This is a genomic window from Novosphingobium sediminicola (assembly GCF_014196525.1).
Taxonomy (GTDB): Bacteria; Pseudomonadota; Alphaproteobacteria; order Sphingomonadales; family Sphingomonadaceae; genus Novosphingobium; species Novosphingobium sediminicola.
Genome location: NZ_JACIDX010000009.1, coordinates 233440 through 252533, shown reverse-complemented (window position 1 = coordinate 252533; position 19094 = coordinate 233440). Strand labels below are relative to the sequence as shown.

Sequence of the window (19094 nt, the reverse complement as noted above, 5' to 3'; positions counted from 1 at the left end):
GCGCGAGACGAGGCAATCGAACAACATCGCAAAGAAAGAAAAACTTTCTCGTGAGGCCCGCAAGGTCTATTGGCCATGATATGCGCCATCTCACCCGCCTCAAATCGCTTCAGGCCGTCGAGGCCGCCGCTCGCCACGGCAGTTTTGTCGGTGCCGCCGCCGAACTGGATGTGACGCCCCCCGCCGTGGGTCAGTTGGTGCGCTCGCTGGAGGATTGGGTGGGCTATCGCTTGTTTCGCCGCTCGCGCTCAGGGGCGGAGCGCCTGACGCCGGTGGACGAGGCGCGCGAGGCGCTTGAGGATATCGCCAAGGGTCTTGATCTGCTCGAAGCGGGCTTGAGCAAACTGCGCGGTCGTCATGCGCGCTCGGTGGTGCTGGTCACGGCATCTCAGGCCTTGGTGGCCAACTGGCTGCTGCCCCGGCTGGAGGATTTTTCCGCGCTGCATCCCTCGATCGATGTTCGCCTTGATGTTTCGGACCGGGTTATCGATCTGGCTCATGGCGAAGCGGATATCGGCATCCGCTGCGGCCTTGGCGATTGGAAGGGCGTGCGCGCAACCCGTCTGATGGGCGAGGAGATCATCGCTGTCTGCCATCCGCGCCTGTTGCCCGCGGATCAGGCGCCCACCGCCGGCTGGATTGCCGAACAGGTGTTGGTGCATGACGCCACGCCGCATCCGGGCGGGGATTTTCCTTCCTGGTCCGATTGGCTGGCGCGCAGCGGGGCCAACCAGACGACCGCATCGCGAGAGCTGAAGATCAATTCCACCTCTGCCGTTATTCAGGCCGCCCTGGCCGGGCGCGGGGTGGCCTTGGTGCGTAGGGCTTTAGTCATGCAAGACCTGGAGGCGGGCAGATTGCTGCACCTGATGCCGGATTGCCGCTGGCCCGTGGCATGGGCCTATTTTGCAGCGGCGGCCCCCAAGGCGCTGCGGCGCCATGAGGTAAAGGCGTTTCATGACTGGCTGGTCCACACCGCCCATTCCAGCAGCTCACCGCAGTCGGACTGAGGCCGGATCGGGGCGGTCCGGCACGGATGACGGCAAATCCCGCCGCCGTGCCTGGGCCTATCATGCTCCCAGAAAACCGACCTGCCGCAGCCATGCCTCGCACAAAACAGGCCAGAGGGAGACCGGCTGGTTTTTCGTATCAAGCGCGAAGCCATGCGGCGCATCAGCGAATATATGCAGCTCTGTGGAACCTCCGGCGGCGTGCCATGCCGCGCGGAGCCTGAGCGCATTTTCTATGGGCACAACCGGGTCGCTGTCCGAATAGACAATGAAGGCAGGCGGTGGCGAGGACAAAAGCTGTGCGTCGGGCTGAAGCCTGTCATAGAAGGCCTGCTTTTCGATCGGAGGCAGCGGTGGTTTGTTGGGGATGATCGTGCGGCCCTTGGCGTTGGTCGAAATCGGCGCATAGCCAATGATCGCCAGATCAGGGCGTGTCGGCGGGGATGGCTGCGGCCATTCCTCAGGATAGGCCGCAAACAGGCAGGCCGCCAGATGCCCGCCCGATGACAGGCCGACGACACCGAGGCCATCGGGGGCAAGGCTGCTGGCGCGGATCAGGCGTAGGGCTTCCATCGCATCGTCAAGGGGCGCTGAAACCCCATGGGTGGCGTTGGGAAAGCGATGCAGCAGGACGAAGGCGTAAAAGCCAAGACCCGTCAGCCAGTGTGCGACCTGAACACCTTCGCGCCCGGCCATGAGCGCGACATAGCCGCCGCCGCCCAGCACCAGCATCGCGCGCCCATTCGGCCGGGCGGGGCGAAAGCCAAGCAGCACCGGCTGCTCAACCCCGGTTACGACCGCGATCTCGGGCGCGCAGGTCGGATCCTCAAACGTCACCGCAGGCGTTTTTGCCCTCAAGGGCCAGACCAAGTCAGCATTCAGCATGTTTTACCTCAAATGTGGCGCGGGCAGCTTAGGGCGACATTCAAGTATTTTGCAATCCATCGGGCGATGCTACGGCCCCGCTCAGCGTGACGGTGGCGGCCAGACCATCGCGCGTGTTCGCCAGCGCAACGCTGCCCCCGAAAGTCGAGGCCTGCGCGCGCGCGATGGTGAGGCCGATGCCGGTGCCGCCGGTCTGCCGTGATCGGCTGGCTTCGCCGCGCACAAAGGGCAGGAACATGCGTTCCAGATCATCGGGCGGGATGCCCGGCCCCTTGTCGCGGATCACGATTTGGACCATGCGCTCTTCGTGAATGCATTCAAGCACGGCCGACCCGCCATAGCGCAAGGCATTGTCGGTGAGATTTTGCAGACAGCGGGCCAGCGCGCTGGGTTTGACTCTGACGCAGACCTTGTCGACCCGGCCAAGGCTTGCGGCTTTTCCCTCCTCCTGCGCATCCTCGACAATGCTGGTCAGCAGAGAGTCAAGATCAAGCCAGGCCCAGTCATCAGCGGATTCACGCGATTGTGCGAGGGCCAGCCCATCGCCGACCATCCGCTCCATTGCGGCCACATCGGCAATGATCTTGGCCTGCTCGATGGATGCAGGCATCGCTTCGGCCCGCAGACGCAGGCGGGTAAGCGGGGTCTGAAGGTCGTGGCTGATGGCCGCCAGCATGTCATCACGTTCCAGCATCATCGTGCGGATGCGCTGCTGCATGGCGTTGAAGGCATCGTAAGTGTCGCTGACGTCGCGCGGCGCATCGGCGGAAATGGGCGCGGCGTTGATATCCTCGGCAAAGCGGCGCGTGGCGTCCTTCAGGCGCCGCATGAAATTCAGCGTCATCCGGGCGACGAAACTGGCGATGATGAGGCTGGCCAAAGTGGTGATCGCCAGCGCGGAAGGCGCGAAGGCCAGACCGCCGCCATGCCGGGCCGACAGCACGGGAAGGCCAAAGATGAAGGGCCGCCCGCTGGGCGCGCGCATCACCACCAGCCAGCAATCGGGCAGGTCCTTGAAGAAACCCCGCGCGCCGGACGCCTGCACCGCGTGATAATCGCCAATGCAGTCGGCCACCTTGCCGTGCAGTCCGATGGCGGCGCTGGTCGTCGGCAATCTCTGGCGCAGCATGGCCGTCAGGTGATCGTCGGGGCCGGCATCGGGGGGAAGATGGCGCAGGAAGCGGGCGCCGAAAATCCTGCCATGCTCCAGATCCTGCGTGGTCTTGGCCTCGTCGCGGGCGAAGCGCGAGGCAATATCCTCCGCGCTCATCACCAGACTGCCGTACTGGACCGCTTCGACCCCCCGGCGGCGGTATTCCTCGGCTCCCCACAATGCCAGCGTGCAGGCGATGCTGGACCCCAGCGCCAGAATGAAGGTCATTTTCGCGGCCAGCGTGTTGAAACGAAACATCATTCGTAGCTCACATCGGCCGCCAGCATGAAACCGCGATTGCGCACCGTCATGATCAGATGCGAACCATCGCGCTCACCGGCCAGTTTGCTCCGCAGGCGCGAGATGCGATTGTCGAGCGAGCGGTCGAAATAGACCGTCTCGCGCCGCTCGGGCATCAGGTCCTCGCGGCTCAGTTCGATCCGGGGCGCGTCGATCAGGCGCTTCAACAGGTCGAACTCGCCGGTCGAGACCATCACGATCCGATCATCGGAGGTGACCAGTCGGCGCTGGACCAGATCGAGCCGCCATGGGCCAAAGCGGGCATAGCGCAGCTTGCCGGTGGTCATGCTGTGCCATGCCGTGGCCCCGCGCAACAGATTGCGGATGCGGGCCAGCAATTCGCGCGATTCAAAGGGTTTGGCCAGATAGTCATCGGCGCCCCCCTCCAGCCCGACAATGCGGTCGATGGCGGAACCCTTGGCCGTCAGCATCATGATCTTGTTGGCATACCCGGCCTGACGCAATTGCGCGCAAAAGGCCAGACCATCGCCATCGGGCAGCATCACATCGAGCAGGACCAGCGCGGGCGGCGCCTCGCGAATGCGGGCCGAAGCACGGCTGAGCGTGCCGACGGATTCATTGGCGATCCCCGCCTGATCCAGCAGGTTGGCCAGCAATTCGCGTAAGTCGCCATCATCCTCGACGATCAGGACGCATTGTTGTTTAGCATCAGACATGCCCCTCTCATACATCACATTTTCGCCTCCGATGAGGTGATGAGACAAACTGATACATACCGGCCCAAGACTTGCCCTGCGCTCCATGCCATCAAATTGGAATTAAGGTTCCATAATGAAAAAGGGAAGAGAGATGCAAGGCAAGGCACGACTTTTCGTGGCGGTGCTGCTGTGCGCGGCCGGTTCAGCGCAGGCCGGGACGGTTGAGACGACAGGGGGCATGGTAAAGGGCATCGATGATGCCGCGGTCAGCACCTATTACGCCATCCCTTACGCGGCCCCGCCGGTGGGCGATCTGCGCTGGCGCGCACCGCAAAATGCCGCGTCGTGGCAGGGTTTGCGCGATGCCACGCGCCCATCGGCCGAATGCTATCAAGGCCCGCCGGGGGCGTTTGGCCCCTATAGCGCGGAATTCATGATTAAGGGCAATGTCTCGGAAGACTGCCTTTACCTCAACGTCTGGACCCCGCGAAAGGCGAGCGGCAAGCTGCCCGTGTTTTTCTATATCCACGGCGGCGGTTTTGGCAGCGGGTCGGGCACGATCCCGGTCTATGAGGGCCGCAATCTGGCCGGTCGCGGGGCGGTGGTGGTGACCATCAACTATCGTCTGGGCGTGTTCGGCTTTCTGGCCCATCCGGAACTGACCCGCGAATCCGGCATGGCTTCCTCGGGCAATTATGGCCTGCTCGACATGATCGCGGCATTAAAATGGGTGAAGGCCAATATTGCCCGGTTTGGCGGCGATCCGGATGATGTCACCATCTCGGGCCAGTCCGCAGGGGCGGCGGCGGTCAATGATCTGGTGCTTTCGCCGCTGGCCAAGGGGCTGTTTCAGCGCGCCATTGCGCAGAGCGGGTCGGGCATCGGCATCCGCTCCGCGCCGCTGGCTGAGGCGGAGAAGGTCGGCGCTGACCTTGCCGCCAAGGTCCACGCCGTCAACATTGCCGATCTGCGCAAGATCGACGCCGCCACGCTGGAAAAGCTGACCAATGTTCCGCCGCCGTCCACCTCAGGCACTATGCGCATGCCTGCCATTTCGTTTGCGCCCAACAATGATGGAGTGGTGCTGGCGGGGGATCCGGGCGATGTGAAGGCGCCGGTGCAGTCGCTGGTGCCTTTCATGACCGGGTTTAACGCCGATGAGGCGCTGCCAACCGGCGAGAAGATCACGCCTGCGGTGTTCGAGGCTAATGTGAAGGCGCGCTATGGCGCTGTGGCCGACCGGCTGATCGCGCTTTATCCCCATGCCACCGATGCCGAGGCGGAGGCCTCGTCGCGGCTGCTGGCGCGTGATCGTTATATGGCCAACCTCGTGCTGTGGGCCGAAGGGCGCGCCGCCAACAGCGGGCAGCCGGTTTACACCTATCTCTTTACGCAGCCCTATCCGTCCCTCGGCGGCAAGAGCTTCGGTTCGTTTCACACCGCCGAAGTACCCTATGTCATGGGCGCTCTGGGCAAAGGCGGACGCGTGTTTACGGCGGCAGACGAGGCCGTATCGCGCCATATGCAGGACCATTGGCTGGCCTTTATGAAGACCGGCAACCCCTCGCTGCCCAACCTTGTCTGGCCGCGCACCGGCAGCAGCGAGGCCCGCGTCATGGCCATCGGGCCGGATGGCGGACTGCGCCATGGCGTATCGAGCCTCGAACGCTTCATGGCCTTGCGCGATTTCGTGACCGGCGGCGGCCAGCTTTCCCTGTTCTGAACAACAGGCACCCCGCTGGCCCTGCCTTGGGCTGGCGGGCAATAATCCGAATTAAAAAAGGGGAGGATATTCCATGAATTCGCACGTCCTGAAGGCTTCGGGCGGCATTGGCGCGCTCGCATTTGCCTTGATAGCCATACCCGCCGCCGCGCAGAATGCCGCGTCGGTGGCGCCCGCCAATTCCGATATTGTCGTCACCGCCATGCGGTCGGAAAGCACGTTGCAGAAAACGCCGCTGGCGGTGACGGTCTATTCGGGCAAGGATCTGTTGCAGCGCGATGTTACCAATATCAACGCCCTACAGGCGGTCGACACCAGCCTCCAGATCACCAATAACACCGGCACCGCCTTTATCGGCGTGCGCGGCACGCAAAGCACCAATACCACCGAGGTCGGCAATCCCAGCGTCAGCGTTGCGCGTGATGGCTTTTTCACCAACCGTCCGTTCACGCTGGGCCTGTCCTTCTATGATCTGGCGCGGGTGGAAATCCTCAAAGGTCCGCAAGGCACTTTGTTTGGCCGCAATTCCACCGGTGGCCTTGTCAACATTATCACCGCCAAGCCCAAGCTGGGCAAGGCCGAGGGCTATGTGTCGGCCACTGCTGGCAATTACGCTTTGGTCGGCGGAGAAGGGGCGATCAACCTGCCCATCGGCAAGACGCTGGCCATCCGCCTTGCCGCCTTTGGCCGGTCGCGCGACGGCTATCGGGAGTTGACGGGCCTGAACGGGCGGGGGGATGATGATCGCTCGGCCTCGGGCCGCGCGCAGGTCTATTGGGAGCCGAGCAGCGCCTTCGACCTGCTGGTCAGCTATCAGCACGACAAGCAGCGCGGCGTGGGCGATGTTCAGGCGATCGGTACGCTGGGTTCGACCTTCACCGGCGATCCCAAACGCTTTGCTGGCTATGAGCCGACCTCGATCCGAACCGATGTGGATCGCGTGACATGGGTGGCCAATCTGCACAACCTGCCCTTTGACGGGACGCTGACCTATGCGGGCGGCTATGACAACACCCGCTATCGGCGCGTGGGCGACACATCGGGCGTTGATCCGACCGGCACCTTTGTGCTGACCCAGTTCGGCACCGATCAGCATGTGCGCACGCAAAACCATGAGGTTCGTTTTGCCACCTCCACCGCCAATCGGTTTTATATCCAGATGGGGGGCTTCTATTTCCGGGAGGAAAATGGTCCGCTGACCTCAGGCCAGATCATCAAGAGCGGGACCTATGCCGATCAATATGTGATCAGGTTCAACTATAACGTGGTTTCCATGTCCAAGGCTCTGTTCGGACAGGCTTCCTATGCCGTGACGCCCACGATCAAGGCCACCGTCGGCGGGCGCTATTCGTGGGATTCGGTGACGCGCACCGGATCGAATGATCTGCGCTGCGATATCGCCGGGATACCCTCGTTCCTCTATGGCGCCTTGGGCTGTGCCGGAACGCCGCCTGTGCAGAATACGCCCGCCAATGGTCGGCAAACGGCCTCCAAATTCACCTATCGGCTGGGGCTGGATTGGGACGTTACGCCCCAGAACATGCTCTATGCCAAATTCGATACCGGCTATAAGCCCGGGGGCTTCAGCACCGATCCCACCAATCCGAACAACCAGTTCGGCCCGGAAACGGTGCAGTCGTTTGAATTTGGTTCGAAAAACCGCTTCTTCGACGGGCGGCTGACCTTCAATGCCGATGTGTTCTATCAGGTGCTTGATGGGTTTCAGGCCACATTGCCACGCAGTCTGGGGGCCGGAACGATCAATGCGGGCAAGACCAATACGTATGGCGCCGAAATCTTCGCCCGTGCGGCGCTGACCTCCTCCACCCATATCGACCTCAGCACCACCTTGCTGCACAGCCGCTTTGACAAGAATGTGGCCAAAGTTGACGATGGTTCGGGCACGCTGATCAACATCAGCGACAACCGTCTGCCCAATGCCCCCGATGTGGTTATTGCCGGGGGTATCGATCAAGACATTGCGTTGGGCCACGGCAAGGTGACGCTGCGGCTCGATGGGCGCTATTCGTCGCAGGTCTATTTCGATTTCGTCAACCGGGCCGACACGCGCGCACCCGCAGTTGCGGTCGGCAATTTCACCATCGGTTATGAACAGGGGCCATGGCGCCTTCAGGCCTTTGTCAAGAATTTCACCGACGCTCTGGTCTATGCGCGCATCAACCGCACCAGCCTGATCACTGCCCAGACATGGCAGTTTCAGGCGCCCCGCACCCTAGGCGTGCAGGGCACCTATCGCTTTTGAATCCTTTGCGGGTGCGATGTTCTGTCGCACCCGCCTTTATCGGCAAGGCTTGCGGCCTTTGCATGGATTATGGCGTCCCCTCGCGCCGTCGGTTTGCCCCTGGAGTGGGCAAAGGGGGGAATTCGGCCCATTGCGGACCTCGTTCAATGCGTGCGTGATGCAGCCCTGCACGGAGACGGTCGTCAATTCCGCTGAGCACGGGGTCTGATCATGAAACAACAAGGGGACGTGACGCTTGCGAAGAGTCTGGGCAGTTTTCAATTATGGGGCATTGCCGTTGGGCTGGTGATATCGGGTGAATATTTCGGCTGGAGCTATGGCTGGGCAACAGCCGGAACACTTGGCTTTCTGGTAACGACGATCTTCATCGCCGCCATGTATGTGGCCTTCATTTTCAGCTTCACCGAACTGACCACCGCCATTCCGCATTCGGGCGGTCCCTTTGCCTATAGTCGTGAGGCGTTCGGCCCCTTGGCCGGGACGGTTGCGGGGATGGCCACGCTGATCGAATTCGTCTTTGCGCCGCCCGCCATTGCGCTGGCGATCGGCGCCTATCTCAATGTGCAATTCCCCGCAATTCCGCCCAAACTGGCCGCGCTGGGGGCTTATGTCGTGTTTATGGCTCTCAATATTGTCGGCGTACGGATCGCTGCAACCTTTGAACTGGTCATCACCTTGCTGGCCGTGGGTGAATTGCTGGTGTTCATGGGCGTGGTCGCGCCTGCCTTTGAATGGCGCCATTTTGCAGCCGCAGGATGGGCTGGACAGAGCAGCTTTGCCGCCACTTCGCTGTTTGGCATTGTGGCTGCGGCGCCGTTTGCCATCTGGTTTTTTTTGGCCATCGAGGGCGTGGCCATGGCGGCCGAAGAAGCGCGCGATCCGCATCGAACTATTCCGATTGCCTATATCACCGGCATCGTCACGCTCACGCTGCTGGCCTTTGGTGTCATGCTGTTTGCGGGCGGATCGGGCGATTGGCGCAGCCTGTCCAATCTAAATGATCCTTTGCCGCAGGCGATGATCCGCGTTGTCGGGCAATCCAGCTCATGGCTGCATATGCTGGTCTGGCTGGGCCTGTTCGGGCTCATCGCCTCGTTTCACGGCATCATCATGGGCTATTCGCGGCAGATCTTTGCTTTGGGCCGGGCGGGCTATCTGCCGCATTATTTTGCGCGGCTTCATCCGCGTTTCCGCACGCCGCATATTGCCGTTATGGCGGGCGGATTTGTGGGCATCGCCGCCATCTTCAGCGACAATCTGATCACCGTCGGCGGGTCCTCGTTGACCGCGGGCATCGTGACGGTGGCGGCCTTTGGAGCGCTGACGATCTATATCATGAGCATGGCCAGCCTGTTTCGCCTGCGCCGCAGCCACCCCGCGATGGAGCGGCCCTATCGCGCGCCTCTATACCCGTTTCTGCCCGCAATCGCTTTGATATTGGCATTGATTGCGACGATCTCGATGGTCATTTTTAACCCGGTCATCTTCGCCATCTTTGTCGCGATCATGGTCGTAGGGGTTTCCGGCTCGGTCCGGTTTCGCCACCGCCATGCCCGGATTTCTGCGGGATCTTCGCAGGCAGCCTGATGGTGTCTTGCGCACCATCAGGCTGCGATGAGGCTTGCTTCAGGCCGCCTGCGCGGGGTTGCGATAGCGTTCGTGCAGGAAGTGGATGATTTCGCTGCGCGCATGGGCGTAATTGGGCAGGTCGATAACGCTGAGCCGATCACGCGGGCGGGGCAGATCGACCGCAAGATCCTGACCGATGCGCGCGGCCGGGCCGTTGGTCATCATCACCACGCGGTCTGACAAGAGCACGGCCTCGTCCACATCATGGGTAATCATCAGCACGGTGTTGTTGAGCCGCGCCTGAAGCTCCATCACCACATCCTGCAAGGCGGCGCGGGTGAGGGCGTCGAGCGCGCCAAACGGCTCGTCCATCAGCAACACGCGCGGCTGCATGGCAATGGCGCGGGCGATGCCGACACGCTGCTTCATGCCGCCGCTGATCTCGCCGGGGCGCTTCTTGGCGGCATGGCCCATCTGAACCAGTTCCAGATTGTGCTGCACCCAATCCTTCTGCTCGGCCTTGCTCTTGCCATTGGCGGTCTTGGATACAGCCAGAGCGACATTCTCCTCCACTGTCAGCCAGGGCAGCAGCGAATGGTCCTGAAACACCACGGCGCGATCCGGGCCGGGGCGGTCGATCACATCGCCGTCAAGAAAGATCACCCCCCGCGTCGGCCTGTTCAACCCGGCCACGGCATTGAGCAGGGTGGATTTGCCGCAGCCCGAATGGCCGATCAGCGCCACGAACTGGCCCTTTTCGATGTTCAGGTCGATGCGGTCGAGCGCGCAGAACAGGCCGTTCTTGGTGGGGAATTCAACGCTCACGCCTTCAAGCGCGAGATAGGAACGTTGCTTCATGGGTGTGATCCTTATCCGTTGCGGGCAATCAGGCGGCCAATGGCGCCAACGATGCGGTCCAGCGCGAAACCGACCATGCCGATCCAGACCAGCGCGACGATCGTGTCCGAAAGGAGCGAGCTGTTATAGCTGTCCCAGATGAAGAAGCCGATGCCGGTGCCGCCCTGAACCATCTCGGCGGCCACAATGGCCAGCCAGCTCATGCCAACGCCGATGCGCAGGCCCGTGAACATGTGCGGCACGCAGGCGGGCAGCACGATGCGCACGAAATATTCCATCGGGTTGAGCGCCAGCACCTTGGCCACGTTGCGATATTGCTGGGGGATGTTCTGAACGCCGACGGCGGTGTTCATAATGATCGGCCAGATCGCCGTGATGAAGATGAGGAAGATGGCCGATGGCTGGGCCTGCTGGAAAATCGCAAGGCTGATCGGCAGCCATGCCAGCGGCGGCACGGTGCGCAACACCTGAAACAGCGGGTCGAGCGCGCGGAAGGCATATTTGTTGGTGCCCACCAACATGCCCAGCGCGACGCCGACAATGGCGGCCAGCGTATAGCCTTTCAGCACGCGACCCAGCGATTTCATAATATGCGCGCCAATGCCCACATCGCCGCCATCCTGAATGTCGGGGATCAGACCGTGGAATTCCACGCCTTTGAGCGGATGCATGATGACTTCATGCGATTCCGCCCAGACTTTGGATGGGCTGGGCAGCGCCGAGTCCGGCCCACAGGCCAGCGTCCAGAAGGCCAGCAGGAACGCCAGCATGAAACCCGTGGGCAGCACCGCCGAGGCGAATTTCTGCGCGGCGACTGCGAGGGGATGGGTGGGCTTTGGCATGGGTGGAAAGAACCTGCGGGCAATGGCTGTTTCGGGATAAGGCAGGATCACCGCCTCGCCCGTTGTAGAAACGGGCGAGGGGCTAGCTATGTCGAGCTTGCTGGCCATGGACTGTCTCCCTTAAACGCGCTTGATGGCGAGGCTTTTGAGATAGGCTTCCGGGTGGCCGGGATCGAAGGTCTTGCCGTCGAAGAATTTTTCGACGCCCCGGCTGTCCGAAGGCGGCACAGGAACCCCGCCCACCTTGGCGGCGGCCGCGCGCCAGATGTCGGCCCGGTTGACCTTGGCGATGGCCGCGCCCTTGTTCAGGTTCATCGGCAATTTGCCCCAGCGCTGCTCCTCGGTCAGGAACCACATGTCGTGGCTCTTGAAGGGGAAGGAGGCGTTATTGGCGAAGAACTTCATCTTATAGGGCGCGTTGCCCTGCATGCGCCCGTCGCCGAAATCGAAATTGCCCTGAAGGCGGCTGGCAATGTCGCCCACCGGAACCTTGAGATAGTCGCGGCCCGAGATCATCATGGCCAGACGGCTGATATTGGCGGGATTATCGGCCCATTTCTGCGCTTCGATGATCGCGGCGGTGATGGCGATGGCGGCGTTGGGATGCGCGGCCACCCAATCGCTGCGCATCGAAAAGCTCTTTTCCGGGTGGTTCATCCACATCTGGCCGGTCGAAACGGCGGTATAGCCCAGCTTCTGATCGACCAATTGCGCATTCCACGGTTCGCCCACGCAAAAGGCGTCCATCGTGTCGGCCTTCATGTTGGCCACCATCTGCGGCGGCGGCACGGTGATCAGGTCAATGTCCTTGTCCGGATCGATCCCGCCCGCGGCCAGCCAATAGCGGATCCACAGGTCATGCGTGCCGCCGGGGAAGGTCATGGCCATGGTGATCTTCTTGCCGCCCGCCTTCTTGCTCGCGATCACGCCCTTCATCTTGGCGGCGTTGATATCGGCCTTGGCGGCCATATAGGCCTTGTCCACGCTGATGCCCTGACCATTGACGTTCAGACGGGCAAGGATGCTGATCGGCGTGGCCTTGGCCTGAACTCCCAGCGTCAGGAAATAGGCCATGGGGGTCAGCAGATGTGCGCCATCAATGCCGCCGCCCCCGCCGCCCAGCACCAGATTGTCGCGCGTTGCACCCCAACTTGCCTGCTTGGCCAGTGTCACATCGGGCATGCCATATTTCGCAAACAGGCCCAGCTCCTTGGCCACGATCAGCGGTGCGGCATCGGTCAGCGCGATGAAGCCCAGCTTGGCGCCCTTGACTTCGGGCGGGCCTGCTGCAGCCATGGCCTTGCCGGCAAAAAGCGTTTCGCCGGCCGCGGCGGCGGCCAGACCGGCCCCGGTCTTGAGCAGGCGGCGGCGGCTGAGAGTGGTGAAGTCATCGTCTTTTGCCATTGTCCCGTTCCCCTTGTTTGCACGATCCAGTCTTTATTCAGCCAGTTTTGACGAGGTAGGGCGTTGCGGGCGCAATTTATCGTCGCCGAAATCGCCGCTTTTGCAGGATTTCAGCGCCAATAGACCCAAAAACGCAAAAAACCGCCTCGATCTGATTTCCATTCTGGAAATAGATCGGGCGGCGCCATTGCCACAAAACTGCTGCTATTCCGTTTTTTTGGAAAGACCCGTCCTTGGATGATTCCCGAAATGCGAGTCAAAATTAATTCTGTATTGGGCGATTCCGCAAGTATCTATTGCAGTGCAGCATAGGAATTACGTCATTTGGCGTACACATGCGCGGACGGTGGTGCGCGGTTGAGGTCCGTCATTTGCGGGTTTTGTATTCGCTTCAATTGCTTCCGCCGCGCCCTGCGCGATCACCCCTGTTGCCCTGCCAACAGCTTTTCCAGCAAGCGCGAGAGCTGCTCCCTTTCTCCGTCCTCCAGGACGGCCAGTGCCGCCTGCTGGTTGGCGACATGGGTGCCCACCGCCCGATCTATCAGCGCCAGTCCTTCGGCGGTCAGCGCGACCAGCGTGCCGCGTTTATCGGCCGGATTGGGCTGGCGGGTCACAAACCCGGCCTTTTCCAGTCGGTCGATCCGGTTGGTCATGCTGCCCGATGAAATCATGGCGGCCTCATACAGGTCGGTCGGGGTCAGGGCATAGGGCGCGCCGCTGCGGCGCAGGGTGGCCAGCACGTCGAACTCGCCCGGTTGCAGGCCAAAACCGGCAAAGACCGGATTGAGCCGGTCGCGCGCGATGACCAGCGCGGCCTCGCCCAGACGGCCCAGCAACACCATGGCGTCCGTATCGAGATCGGGCCTTTCGCGGGCCCATTGGTCGGCGGCTTTCTGGGCACGATCCATGGCGATCACCTATCTTGACGTCGAGATAAATATCTCTACACCGAGATATATCGAACCCATGCGCGCCCTGCAAGGCCTGCGCAAAGGAGCCCGTCATGACCCGTTCCCGCCCCGGCTGGATATTTCCGGCCGCGATCCTGCTTGTCGGGATCAATCTGCGTCCCTCCATGGCGGTTATCGGCCCGCTGCTCGACAGGCTGCAACAGGATACCGGCCTGTCGGACACTGGGGCCAGCCTGCTCACCACGCTGCCGGTCGCCTTGATGGGGGCGATCCTGTTGGGCGCGGGGCGGATGCGTGCCCTGTTGGGCGAGCGGGGTGGGATTGCCTTGGGGTTGGCCCTCATTCTGATCAGTGATGCGGCGCGCGGCCTGTGGCCCATGGCGAATGTCCTGTTGGCCACGGCGCTGTCCAGCGGCATGGGCATCGCCTTGGTTCAGGCCCTGATGCCTGCGGTTATCCGTCATCGCGGCGGGCGGCGCACTGCGGGTCTGATGGGGCTTTATTCGACCGCGATTATGGGCGGGGCGCTGATGTCCGGGATGGCCGGGCCGTGGTTGGCGCAGGCTTGGGGATGGCCGGTGGCGCTGGGCCTATGGGCGGGGCCTGCTCTGGCCGGATTGCTGGCATGGCGCGGCGTGGCGGAACCAAGGGCGGCGGCAATATCCCGCGCGTCATCGAGGCTGCACCTTTCCCGTTCGCTGCGTGCCTGGTTGCTGCTGGCGTTTTTCGGGCTGGGAACGGGCGCCTACACGCTGGTTCTGGCTTGGCTGCCGCCGTTTTACACGCGATTGGGCTGGTCCGCGCAAGGGGCGGGCGGGCTGCTGGGGGCGGTGACCTTTGCCGAAGTGATGGCGGGGCTGGCCGTGTCCTTCTGGATCGACCGCGCGCATGATCGCCGCCCGGCGCTTTTCTGTGCGATTGCCGCGCTCTTGCTGGGGATGCTGTGTCTGGCTCTGGCGCCGCTGGGGCTGGCATGGCCGGCGGTGGTGCTGGCCGGACTGGGCATCGGCGCGTTGTTCCCGCTCTCGCTGATCGTGGCGATGGACCATGGCGAAGGGCCGGACGAGGCTGCCGCCGTCGCTGCTTTCGTGCAGGGCGGGGGCTATGTTCTGGCCGCGATGCTGCCGCTGCTGGCGGGGTTTCTGCGCCAGAATTTGGCCGACCTTGCCCCCGTCTGGTGGCTGATGGCGCTGCTTAGCCTTGTTCTGGGGCTGATCGCCATGGGCCTGCGGCCAGGCGACCGCATCGGGCCTTCCGCCTGATCAATGTGGCGCAGGCATTCAATATGCGGGGCCTTCTCCCGCCGTCAGAGCCTCTCCGCCCGCCAGCGCTACCCCCGTGCATCGCGCTGCGCGCGCGCGCGACAGGATGCGGACGATTTCGTCGGCCGCATCGGCAATCGACCAGCCATGGGGCGGGCGGATATTGGAAATGCAGTTGCGCTCACTGTCCAGCCTGCCGCGCCGGGGCGCCCAGGTGAGATAGGCGCTCAGGCTGTCGGCGGCGGACAGGCCGGGCCTTTCGCCGATCAGCACGACCACCATTTCGGCGCCCATCGCCTCGCCGATCTCGTCGCCCAGCGCCACGCGGGCCTGATGGGCGATGACCATCGGCCCGATCCGCCAGTCATGCCTAAGCCGCTCGACCATCGCCCGTGCCAGCGCAGCGCCATGCGCCATAGTGGCGGTGGCCGACAATCCATCGGCGATCACGATGGCCAATTGCGCCTGTTCGACCTGCAAACGCGCGGCATCCTCGGGCCGCAATCGCCGTCCCAGATCCGGGCGCAGCAGATAGGTCGCGCGGTCGGGAGCAGCGCTGTGAACGCTGATCGTGGGCCAGCCTGCCAGCCCCTGCTCCACCGCGCCGGGCGTCAGCGCATCATACACCGCATCACGCGCCCGCGCATGGGCCAGTTGAAATTCCAGCATGGCGGCGGTCGGCACCGAAGATCCGACCCGGCCGATGGCGACGCGGGCATTGGTGAAAGCGCGCAGTCTCTGACGCAAAGGCGCTATATCCGGCCGATCAGCCACAAAGTCCTCCCAGCGCCGGCACGCTCCGCACCGAGGCCAGGAACGGATCGCCGCGCAGCAGTTTCCCGCCCGGATCGGTCAATCCCATCCTTTCCAGCCATGCGGCAAATTCAGGCGCAGGCGCCAGCCCCAACACCGAGCGCAGATAGAGCGCATCGTGGAAACTGGTCGATTGATAACCCAGCATCACATCGTCGGCCCCCGGCACGCCCATGATAAAGCTGACCCCGGCCACGCCAAGCATGGTGGCGATCGTGTCCATATCATCCTGATCGGCTTCGGCATGGTTGGTATAGCAAATGTCCAGCCCCATCGGCAGGCCCAGCAATTTGCCGCAGAAATGATCTTCCAGCGCGGCGCGCAGGATCTGTTTGCCATCATAGAGATATTCCGGCCCGATAAAGCCCACCACCGAATTGACGAGCAGGGGGCAATAGCGTCGCGCCACCGCATAGGCCCGACATTCCAGCGTCTGCTGATCCACGCCATGATGCGCGTTCGATGACAGGCACGATCCCTGACCCGTTTCGAAATACATCACATTCTGCCCCACCGTGCCGCGCGCCAATGCCTGTGTTGCGTCATGGGCTTCATCCAGCAGCGCCAGCGAAATGCCAAAGCCGCGATTGGCCGTCTGCGTCCCGGCAATCGACTGAAAGCACAGATCGACCGGCGCCCCCGCCCCGATCAGCGCCAGCGTATTGGTCACATGCGTCAGCACGCAGGTCTGGGTCGGCATGTCCATCCCCATCCGCAGATCGTCGAGCAGGGTGAGCAGGCGGGCGATGGTGGGCAGATCGTCGGTGGCCGGATTGATGCCGATCACCGCATCGCCCGATCCCATCAGCAGACCATCGAGAATGGAGGCTGCCACGCCTTGGGGATCGTCAGTCGGGTGATTGGGCTGAAGCCGGGTGGAAAGCCGCCCGCGCAGGCCGATCGTGTTGCGAAAGCGGGTAACATTTTCGATCTTGCGCGCGGCAATGACCAGATCCTGATTGCGCATCAGCTTGGACACTGCCGCCGCCATTTCCGGCGTGATCCCGCCTGCGGCCGAGGCGAGGGCCGCTCCGTCGGTGGCATCGTCGAGCAGCCATTCGCGAAAACCACCAACCGTGAGGTGGGCAATCGGAGCAAAACCGGCGCGGTCATGGCTGTCGATGATCAGCCTTGTCACCTCATCGCGCTCGTATGGCACCAGTTGATCTTCGAGAAACAGGACCAGCGGCAGGTCGGCCAGCAGCCAGCGCGCGGCCACCCGCTGCTGCGCACTGCCCGCCGCGATGCCCGCCAGTTCATCGCCGGAGCGCGCCGGCGACGCGCAGGCCATGACTTCGGCAAGGCTGTCAAAGCGATAGCGCGTTCCGGCCAGATCAATGCGATAGGCGCTCAAATTGGATCTCCCTGCATTGACCGGCAATATGGGACTTATCGAGAGGCGGGCTGCCAATCCGTAAAGATAACATGCCGATGATGCCGGAATGGGGCCCCCTTGTCAGGCCCTGTTTTCCATTACGCAGGTCGAAATGTCCTTGAGCGATGCGGTGGAATCATCGCCTACAAACACATCGCAGATGGCTTCAACCTGCCCCTCCTCGGCCGGCGCCACACAGGTCCTGGCAATCGAGAAATCGGCGTCTTGGATCAACGCCGGCCCAGCCATTCCCGCAGCCGCGCCCGCAGCGGTTCATCCCACAACACCAGCGACGGTCAGGCCACGACGACCAGGAAAGGCACCAGCAGCAGACGGATCCCCAGCATCCGCTCATCGGAAGGGTGCTCGTTGATGACGTAGTTCATCCAGACGTAAAGGAAGGGGAAATGGGTGACATAAATCGGATAGGAAATCCGCCCGCTCAGCTTGCACAGGCCCATCATGCCCCGGCCCGCACCAGCTCCCCGGCCAGAGCCAGCGCTTCCTGCCGCGATACCGCCTTTGATCGCCGGATCAGCAGTTGCAGTCCCCGCTCGGCCGCCGCCACGGTAATGGCGGCAATGGCGCCGCTGATGAACATGCTCTCCACATCGAAATGGATGAAGCCGATGCGCGCAATCGCCGCTCCCTTCAGGCGCAGCCCCATGGGATCGGGCCTATAGCCCAGCGCCTCGATTGCCTGCATCACCCTTTCGCGCGTTGCCTCGGCCAATTTGCCCTTGCCGTTGAACACATTGGACACGGTCATGGTGGATACCCCGGCGTGTCTGGCCACGGCGGCAATGGTCACGCGTTCTTTTCGGGGCTCCTGCGGCGGCATGGGGGTGGCCCTAACATCTTGAAGCCTGCTGCGCGATACGATTTTGCCAAAGCCGGACCAGCCAACTGCCGATATGCGCGGGTCTTGCTGTATCTGGTTCCGCTTGCCTGCTTCACCGCTTCGCGTCAGCCGTCGGGCTGCTCGGCCCGGATCATGGCGCCCAATTTGCGCCGGGCCCGGATTGCACCGGCATCGGGGGCGAGCACCAGGGGCCGCAGATCCATGAGTTCGGCGGTGCCAATCGCTTTTTGCTGAGCCTCGACCATGGGCTTGTCTTCCTCGGTAAAAACCCGCGTCACCAATTGTGCGACCATCGCATTGTAATCCGCATCATCCTTGCGAAATTCGCGGCAATTGGCGAAGAAGTAATGCGTGGTTGCGGGGCCTTCGGGGGTCATGATGTGAAAGGCATTCGTACTGATGGCGGCCCCGTCAGGCCCGTCGATCCGGATGGTCAGTTGCATGGCGCTGGGGGCGGACCAGACGACCTGCGTGACCTGTCTGGCGGGGGCGGATGGATCGGGCATTTCGCGGGCAAAGGCGGGGGGCACGGTGTCGGATTCCACCTGCCAGGTGATTGTCACCTGCCGCTCATCTTCGGACACTTTGGCGGTCGAGCGCGAGATGGAGCCGCCGCCCAGCGTATCGGCGTGAAGATAATCGACATGGCTCAGATCCATGATGTTGTCCGACAGCAACTGGTAATTCGCCTCGACATGCAGATAGCCTTGCATCTGCGCGCTTGCCGGTGCTTCGGACAATATCGCATAGTCGGGAATGAGCGCCGGGTCTGCCCTATCGGTATGACCCATCCACACCCAGACCATCAGGCCCCGCTCCTCGACCCGATAGGAGCGGATGGGCGCATTGGGGGGGATGCGCCCATCGCCATGAGGATTATGCAAGCAATGCCCATCGGGCCCGAAAGTCAGTCCATGATAGGGACATTGCAGCCTGTCTCCCCGGCGCTGCCCCATGCTGAGAGGGACGAAGCGATGGCTGCAACGATCCGCCAGCGCGTGGATCGCCTGATCGTCATCGCGGTAGAAGACGATCCGCTGTTCCAGAATGGTGCGCGATAGCAGCGCTTCGCCATCAATCTCGCGGGACCATGCCGCCAGATACCATGCGTTTTCCAGAAAGCCCAAGCACCCTCTCCCTTGTATCGTTGGGGCTGAGATAGGCAGCGTGGAGGGGATGTTCTATGCCTTTTAGTGTCAATATTC

Annotated in this window: 17 protein-coding genes; 5 read left to right on the top strand and 12 right to left on the bottom strand. The window is 62.6% G+C overall.

What is annotated here, in order from left to right:
• The first annotated feature begins 80 nt into the window (after positions 1–80).
• On the top strand, positions 81–1010 hold the full coding sequence (locus tag GGR38_RS13325; RefSeq protein ID WP_183626285.1) for a LysR substrate-binding domain-containing protein: 930 nt from the start codon (positions 81–83) through the stop codon (positions 1008–1010).
• A gap of 60 nt (positions 1011–1070) precedes the next feature.
• Here the strand turns inward: GGR38_RS13325 and GGR38_RS13320 are convergent, their stop codons facing one another.
• From GGR38_RS13320 to GGR38_RS13310, 3 genes are read right to left on the bottom strand one after another with little or no spacing between them, the layout of a single operon-like run.
• Positions 1071–1895, bottom strand: coding sequence for an alpha/beta hydrolase (locus tag GGR38_RS13320; RefSeq protein ID WP_183626283.1), 825 nt, complete (start codon positions 1893–1895; stop codon positions 1071–1073).
• 40 nt (positions 1896–1935) lie between these two features.
• Complete coding sequence (locus GGR38_RS13315; RefSeq protein ID WP_183626281.1) at positions 1936–3309, bottom strand: sensor histidine kinase; 1374 nt, start codon at positions 3307–3309, stop codon at positions 1936–1938.
• Positions 3306–4025 carry a response regulator transcription factor gene (locus tag GGR38_RS13310; protein ID WP_183626279.1) on the bottom strand — a complete coding sequence of 240 codons (720 nt, stop codon included), beginning with the start codon at positions 4023–4025 and terminating at the stop codon, positions 3306–3308. The genes GGR38_RS13315 and GGR38_RS13310 overlap by 4 nt, the downstream gene beginning before the upstream one ends.
• A 133-nt stretch (positions 4026–4158) precedes the next feature.
• Between GGR38_RS13310 and GGR38_RS13305 the strand changes: the two genes are divergently transcribed.
• The 3 genes from GGR38_RS13305 (at position 4159) to eat (ending at position 9580) form a co-directional block, all read left to right on the top strand.
• A complete protein-coding gene (locus GGR38_RS13305) occupies positions 4159–5730 on the top strand; it encodes a carboxylesterase/lipase family protein (protein ID WP_183626358.1) in 1572 nt (523 codons plus the stop codon).
• 73 nt (positions 5731–5803) lie between these two features.
• Entirely contained in the window at positions 5804–7993 is a 2190-nt protein-coding gene (locus GGR38_RS13300; protein WP_183626277.1) for a TonB-dependent receptor, read from the top strand.
• Between the two features lie 210 nt (positions 7994–8203).
• Positions 8204–9580: an ethanolamine permease gene (gene eat, locus GGR38_RS13295; protein WP_183626274.1), complete on the top strand. Its 1377-nt coding sequence runs from the start codon at positions 8204–8206 to the stop codon at positions 9578–9580.
• A 39-nt stretch (positions 9581–9619) separates the two neighbouring features.
• On the opposite strand, the gene GGR38_RS13290 is transcribed toward eat, so the two are convergent.
• The 4 genes from GGR38_RS13290 to GGR38_RS13275 all read right to left on the bottom strand — a co-directional run bounded on the left by GGR38_RS13290 (position 9620) and on the right by GGR38_RS13275 (position 13574).
• Positions 9620–10420, bottom strand: coding sequence for an ABC transporter ATP-binding protein (locus GGR38_RS13290; protein ID WP_183626272.1), 801 nt, complete (start codon positions 10418–10420; stop codon positions 9620–9622).
• A gap of 11 nt (positions 10421–10431) precedes the next feature.
• The gene (gene ntrB, locus GGR38_RS13285) at positions 10432–11370 is read right to left on the bottom strand and encodes a nitrate ABC transporter permease (RefSeq protein ID WP_183626270.1); all 939 of its coding nucleotides are present in this window, start codon (positions 11368–11370) and stop codon (positions 10432–10434) included.
• A gap of 12 nt (positions 11371–11382) precedes the next feature.
• Entirely contained in the window at positions 11383–12666 is a 1284-nt protein-coding gene (locus GGR38_RS13280; protein WP_183626268.1) for a CmpA/NrtA family ABC transporter substrate-binding protein, read from the bottom strand.
• Between the two features lie 419 nt (positions 12667–13085).
• Positions 13086–13574, bottom strand: coding sequence for a MarR family winged helix-turn-helix transcriptional regulator (locus GGR38_RS13275; RefSeq protein WP_183626266.1), 489 nt, complete (start codon positions 13572–13574; stop codon positions 13086–13088).
• Between the two features lie 95 nt (positions 13575–13669).
• On the opposite strand from GGR38_RS13275, the gene GGR38_RS13270 reads away from it, so the two are divergent.
• Complete coding sequence (locus tag GGR38_RS13270) at positions 13670–14839, top strand: MFS transporter (protein ID WP_183626264.1); 1170 nt, start codon at positions 13670–13672, stop codon at positions 14837–14839.
• Between the two features lie 18 nt (positions 14840–14857).
• Here GGR38_RS13270 and eutC read toward each other — a convergent pair whose 3' ends face one another.
• The 5 genes from eutC to GGR38_RS13245 all read right to left on the bottom strand — a co-directional run bounded on the left by eutC (position 14858) and on the right by GGR38_RS13245 (position 19016).
• Positions 14858–15613, bottom strand: coding sequence for an ethanolamine ammonia-lyase subunit EutC (gene eutC / locus GGR38_RS13265; RefSeq protein ID WP_183626262.1), 756 nt, complete (start codon positions 15611–15613; stop codon positions 14858–14860).
• Complete coding sequence (locus GGR38_RS13260; protein ID WP_246404624.1) at positions 15606–17006, bottom strand: ethanolamine ammonia-lyase subunit EutB; 1401 nt, start codon at positions 17004–17006, stop codon at positions 15606–15608. The genes eutC and GGR38_RS13260 overlap by 8 nt, the downstream gene beginning before the upstream one ends.
• A gap of 317 nt (positions 17007–17323) precedes the next feature.
• Positions 17324–17491: a hypothetical protein gene (locus tag GGR38_RS13255; protein WP_183626260.1), complete on the bottom strand. Its 168-nt coding sequence runs from the start codon at positions 17489–17491 to the stop codon at positions 17324–17326.
• Complete coding sequence (locus GGR38_RS13250; RefSeq protein ID WP_221227099.1) at positions 17488–17838, bottom strand: LacI family DNA-binding transcriptional regulator; 351 nt, start codon at positions 17836–17838, stop codon at positions 17488–17490. Before GGR38_RS13250 ends, GGR38_RS13255 begins: the two co-directional genes overlap by 4 nt.
• 155 nt (positions 17839–17993) lie before the next feature.
• The gene (locus GGR38_RS13245; protein ID WP_183626256.1) at positions 17994–19016 is read right to left on the bottom strand and encodes an aromatic ring-hydroxylating oxygenase subunit alpha; all 1023 of its coding nucleotides are present in this window, start codon (positions 19014–19016) and stop codon (positions 17994–17996) included.
• Positions 19017–19094: the final 78 nt, after the last annotated feature.

What these genes read in the sequence shown, in the direction of transcription:
- GGR38_RS13305 (WP_183626358.1), top strand. Translation starts at nt 4,159, where the DNA reads ATGCAAGGCAAGGCACGACTTTTCGTGGCGGTGCTGCTGTGCGCGGCC.
- GGR38_RS13270 (WP_183626264.1), top strand. Translation starts at nt 13,670, where the DNA reads ATGACCCGTTCCCGCCCCGGCTGGATATTTCCGGCCGCGATCCTGCTT.
- GGR38_RS13275 (WP_183626266.1), bottom strand. Translation starts at nt 13,574, where the DNA reads ATGGATCGTGCCCAGAAAGCCGCCGACCAATGGGCCCGCGAAAGGCCC.
- GGR38_RS13310 (WP_183626279.1), bottom strand. Translation starts at nt 4,025, where the DNA reads ATGTCTGATGCTAAACAACAATGCGTCCTGATCGTCGAGGATGATGGC.
- GGR38_RS13300 (WP_183626277.1), top strand. Translation starts at nt 5,804, where the DNA reads ATGAATTCGCACGTCCTGAAGGCTTCGGGCGGCATTGGCGCGCTCGCA.
- GGR38_RS13280 (WP_183626268.1), bottom strand. Translation starts at nt 12,666, where the DNA reads ATGGCAAAAGACGATGACTTCACCACTCTCAGCCGCCGCCGCCTGCTC.
- ntrB (WP_183626270.1), bottom strand. Translation starts at nt 11,370, where the DNA reads ATGGCCAGCAAGCTCGACATAGCTAGCCCCTCGCCCGTTTCTACAACG.
- GGR38_RS13325 (WP_183626285.1), top strand. Translation starts at nt 81, where the DNA reads ATGCGCCATCTCACCCGCCTCAAATCGCTTCAGGCCGTCGAGGCCGCC.
- GGR38_RS13255 (WP_183626260.1), bottom strand. Translation starts at nt 17,491, where the DNA reads ATGATGGGCCTGTGCAAGCTGAGCGGGCGGATTTCCTATCCGATTTAT.
- GGR38_RS13290 (WP_183626272.1), bottom strand. Translation starts at nt 10,420, where the DNA reads ATGAAGCAACGTTCCTATCTCGCGCTTGAAGGCGTGAGCGTTGAATTC.
- GGR38_RS13320 (WP_183626283.1), bottom strand. Translation starts at nt 1,895, where the DNA reads ATGCTGAATGCTGACTTGGTCTGGCCCTTGAGGGCAAAAACGCCTGCG.
- GGR38_RS13315 (WP_183626281.1), bottom strand. Translation starts at nt 3,309, where the DNA reads ATGATGTTTCGTTTCAACACGCTGGCCGCGAAAATGACCTTCATTCTG.
- eat (WP_183626274.1), top strand. Translation starts at nt 8,204, where the DNA reads ATGAAACAACAAGGGGACGTGACGCTTGCGAAGAGTCTGGGCAGTTTT.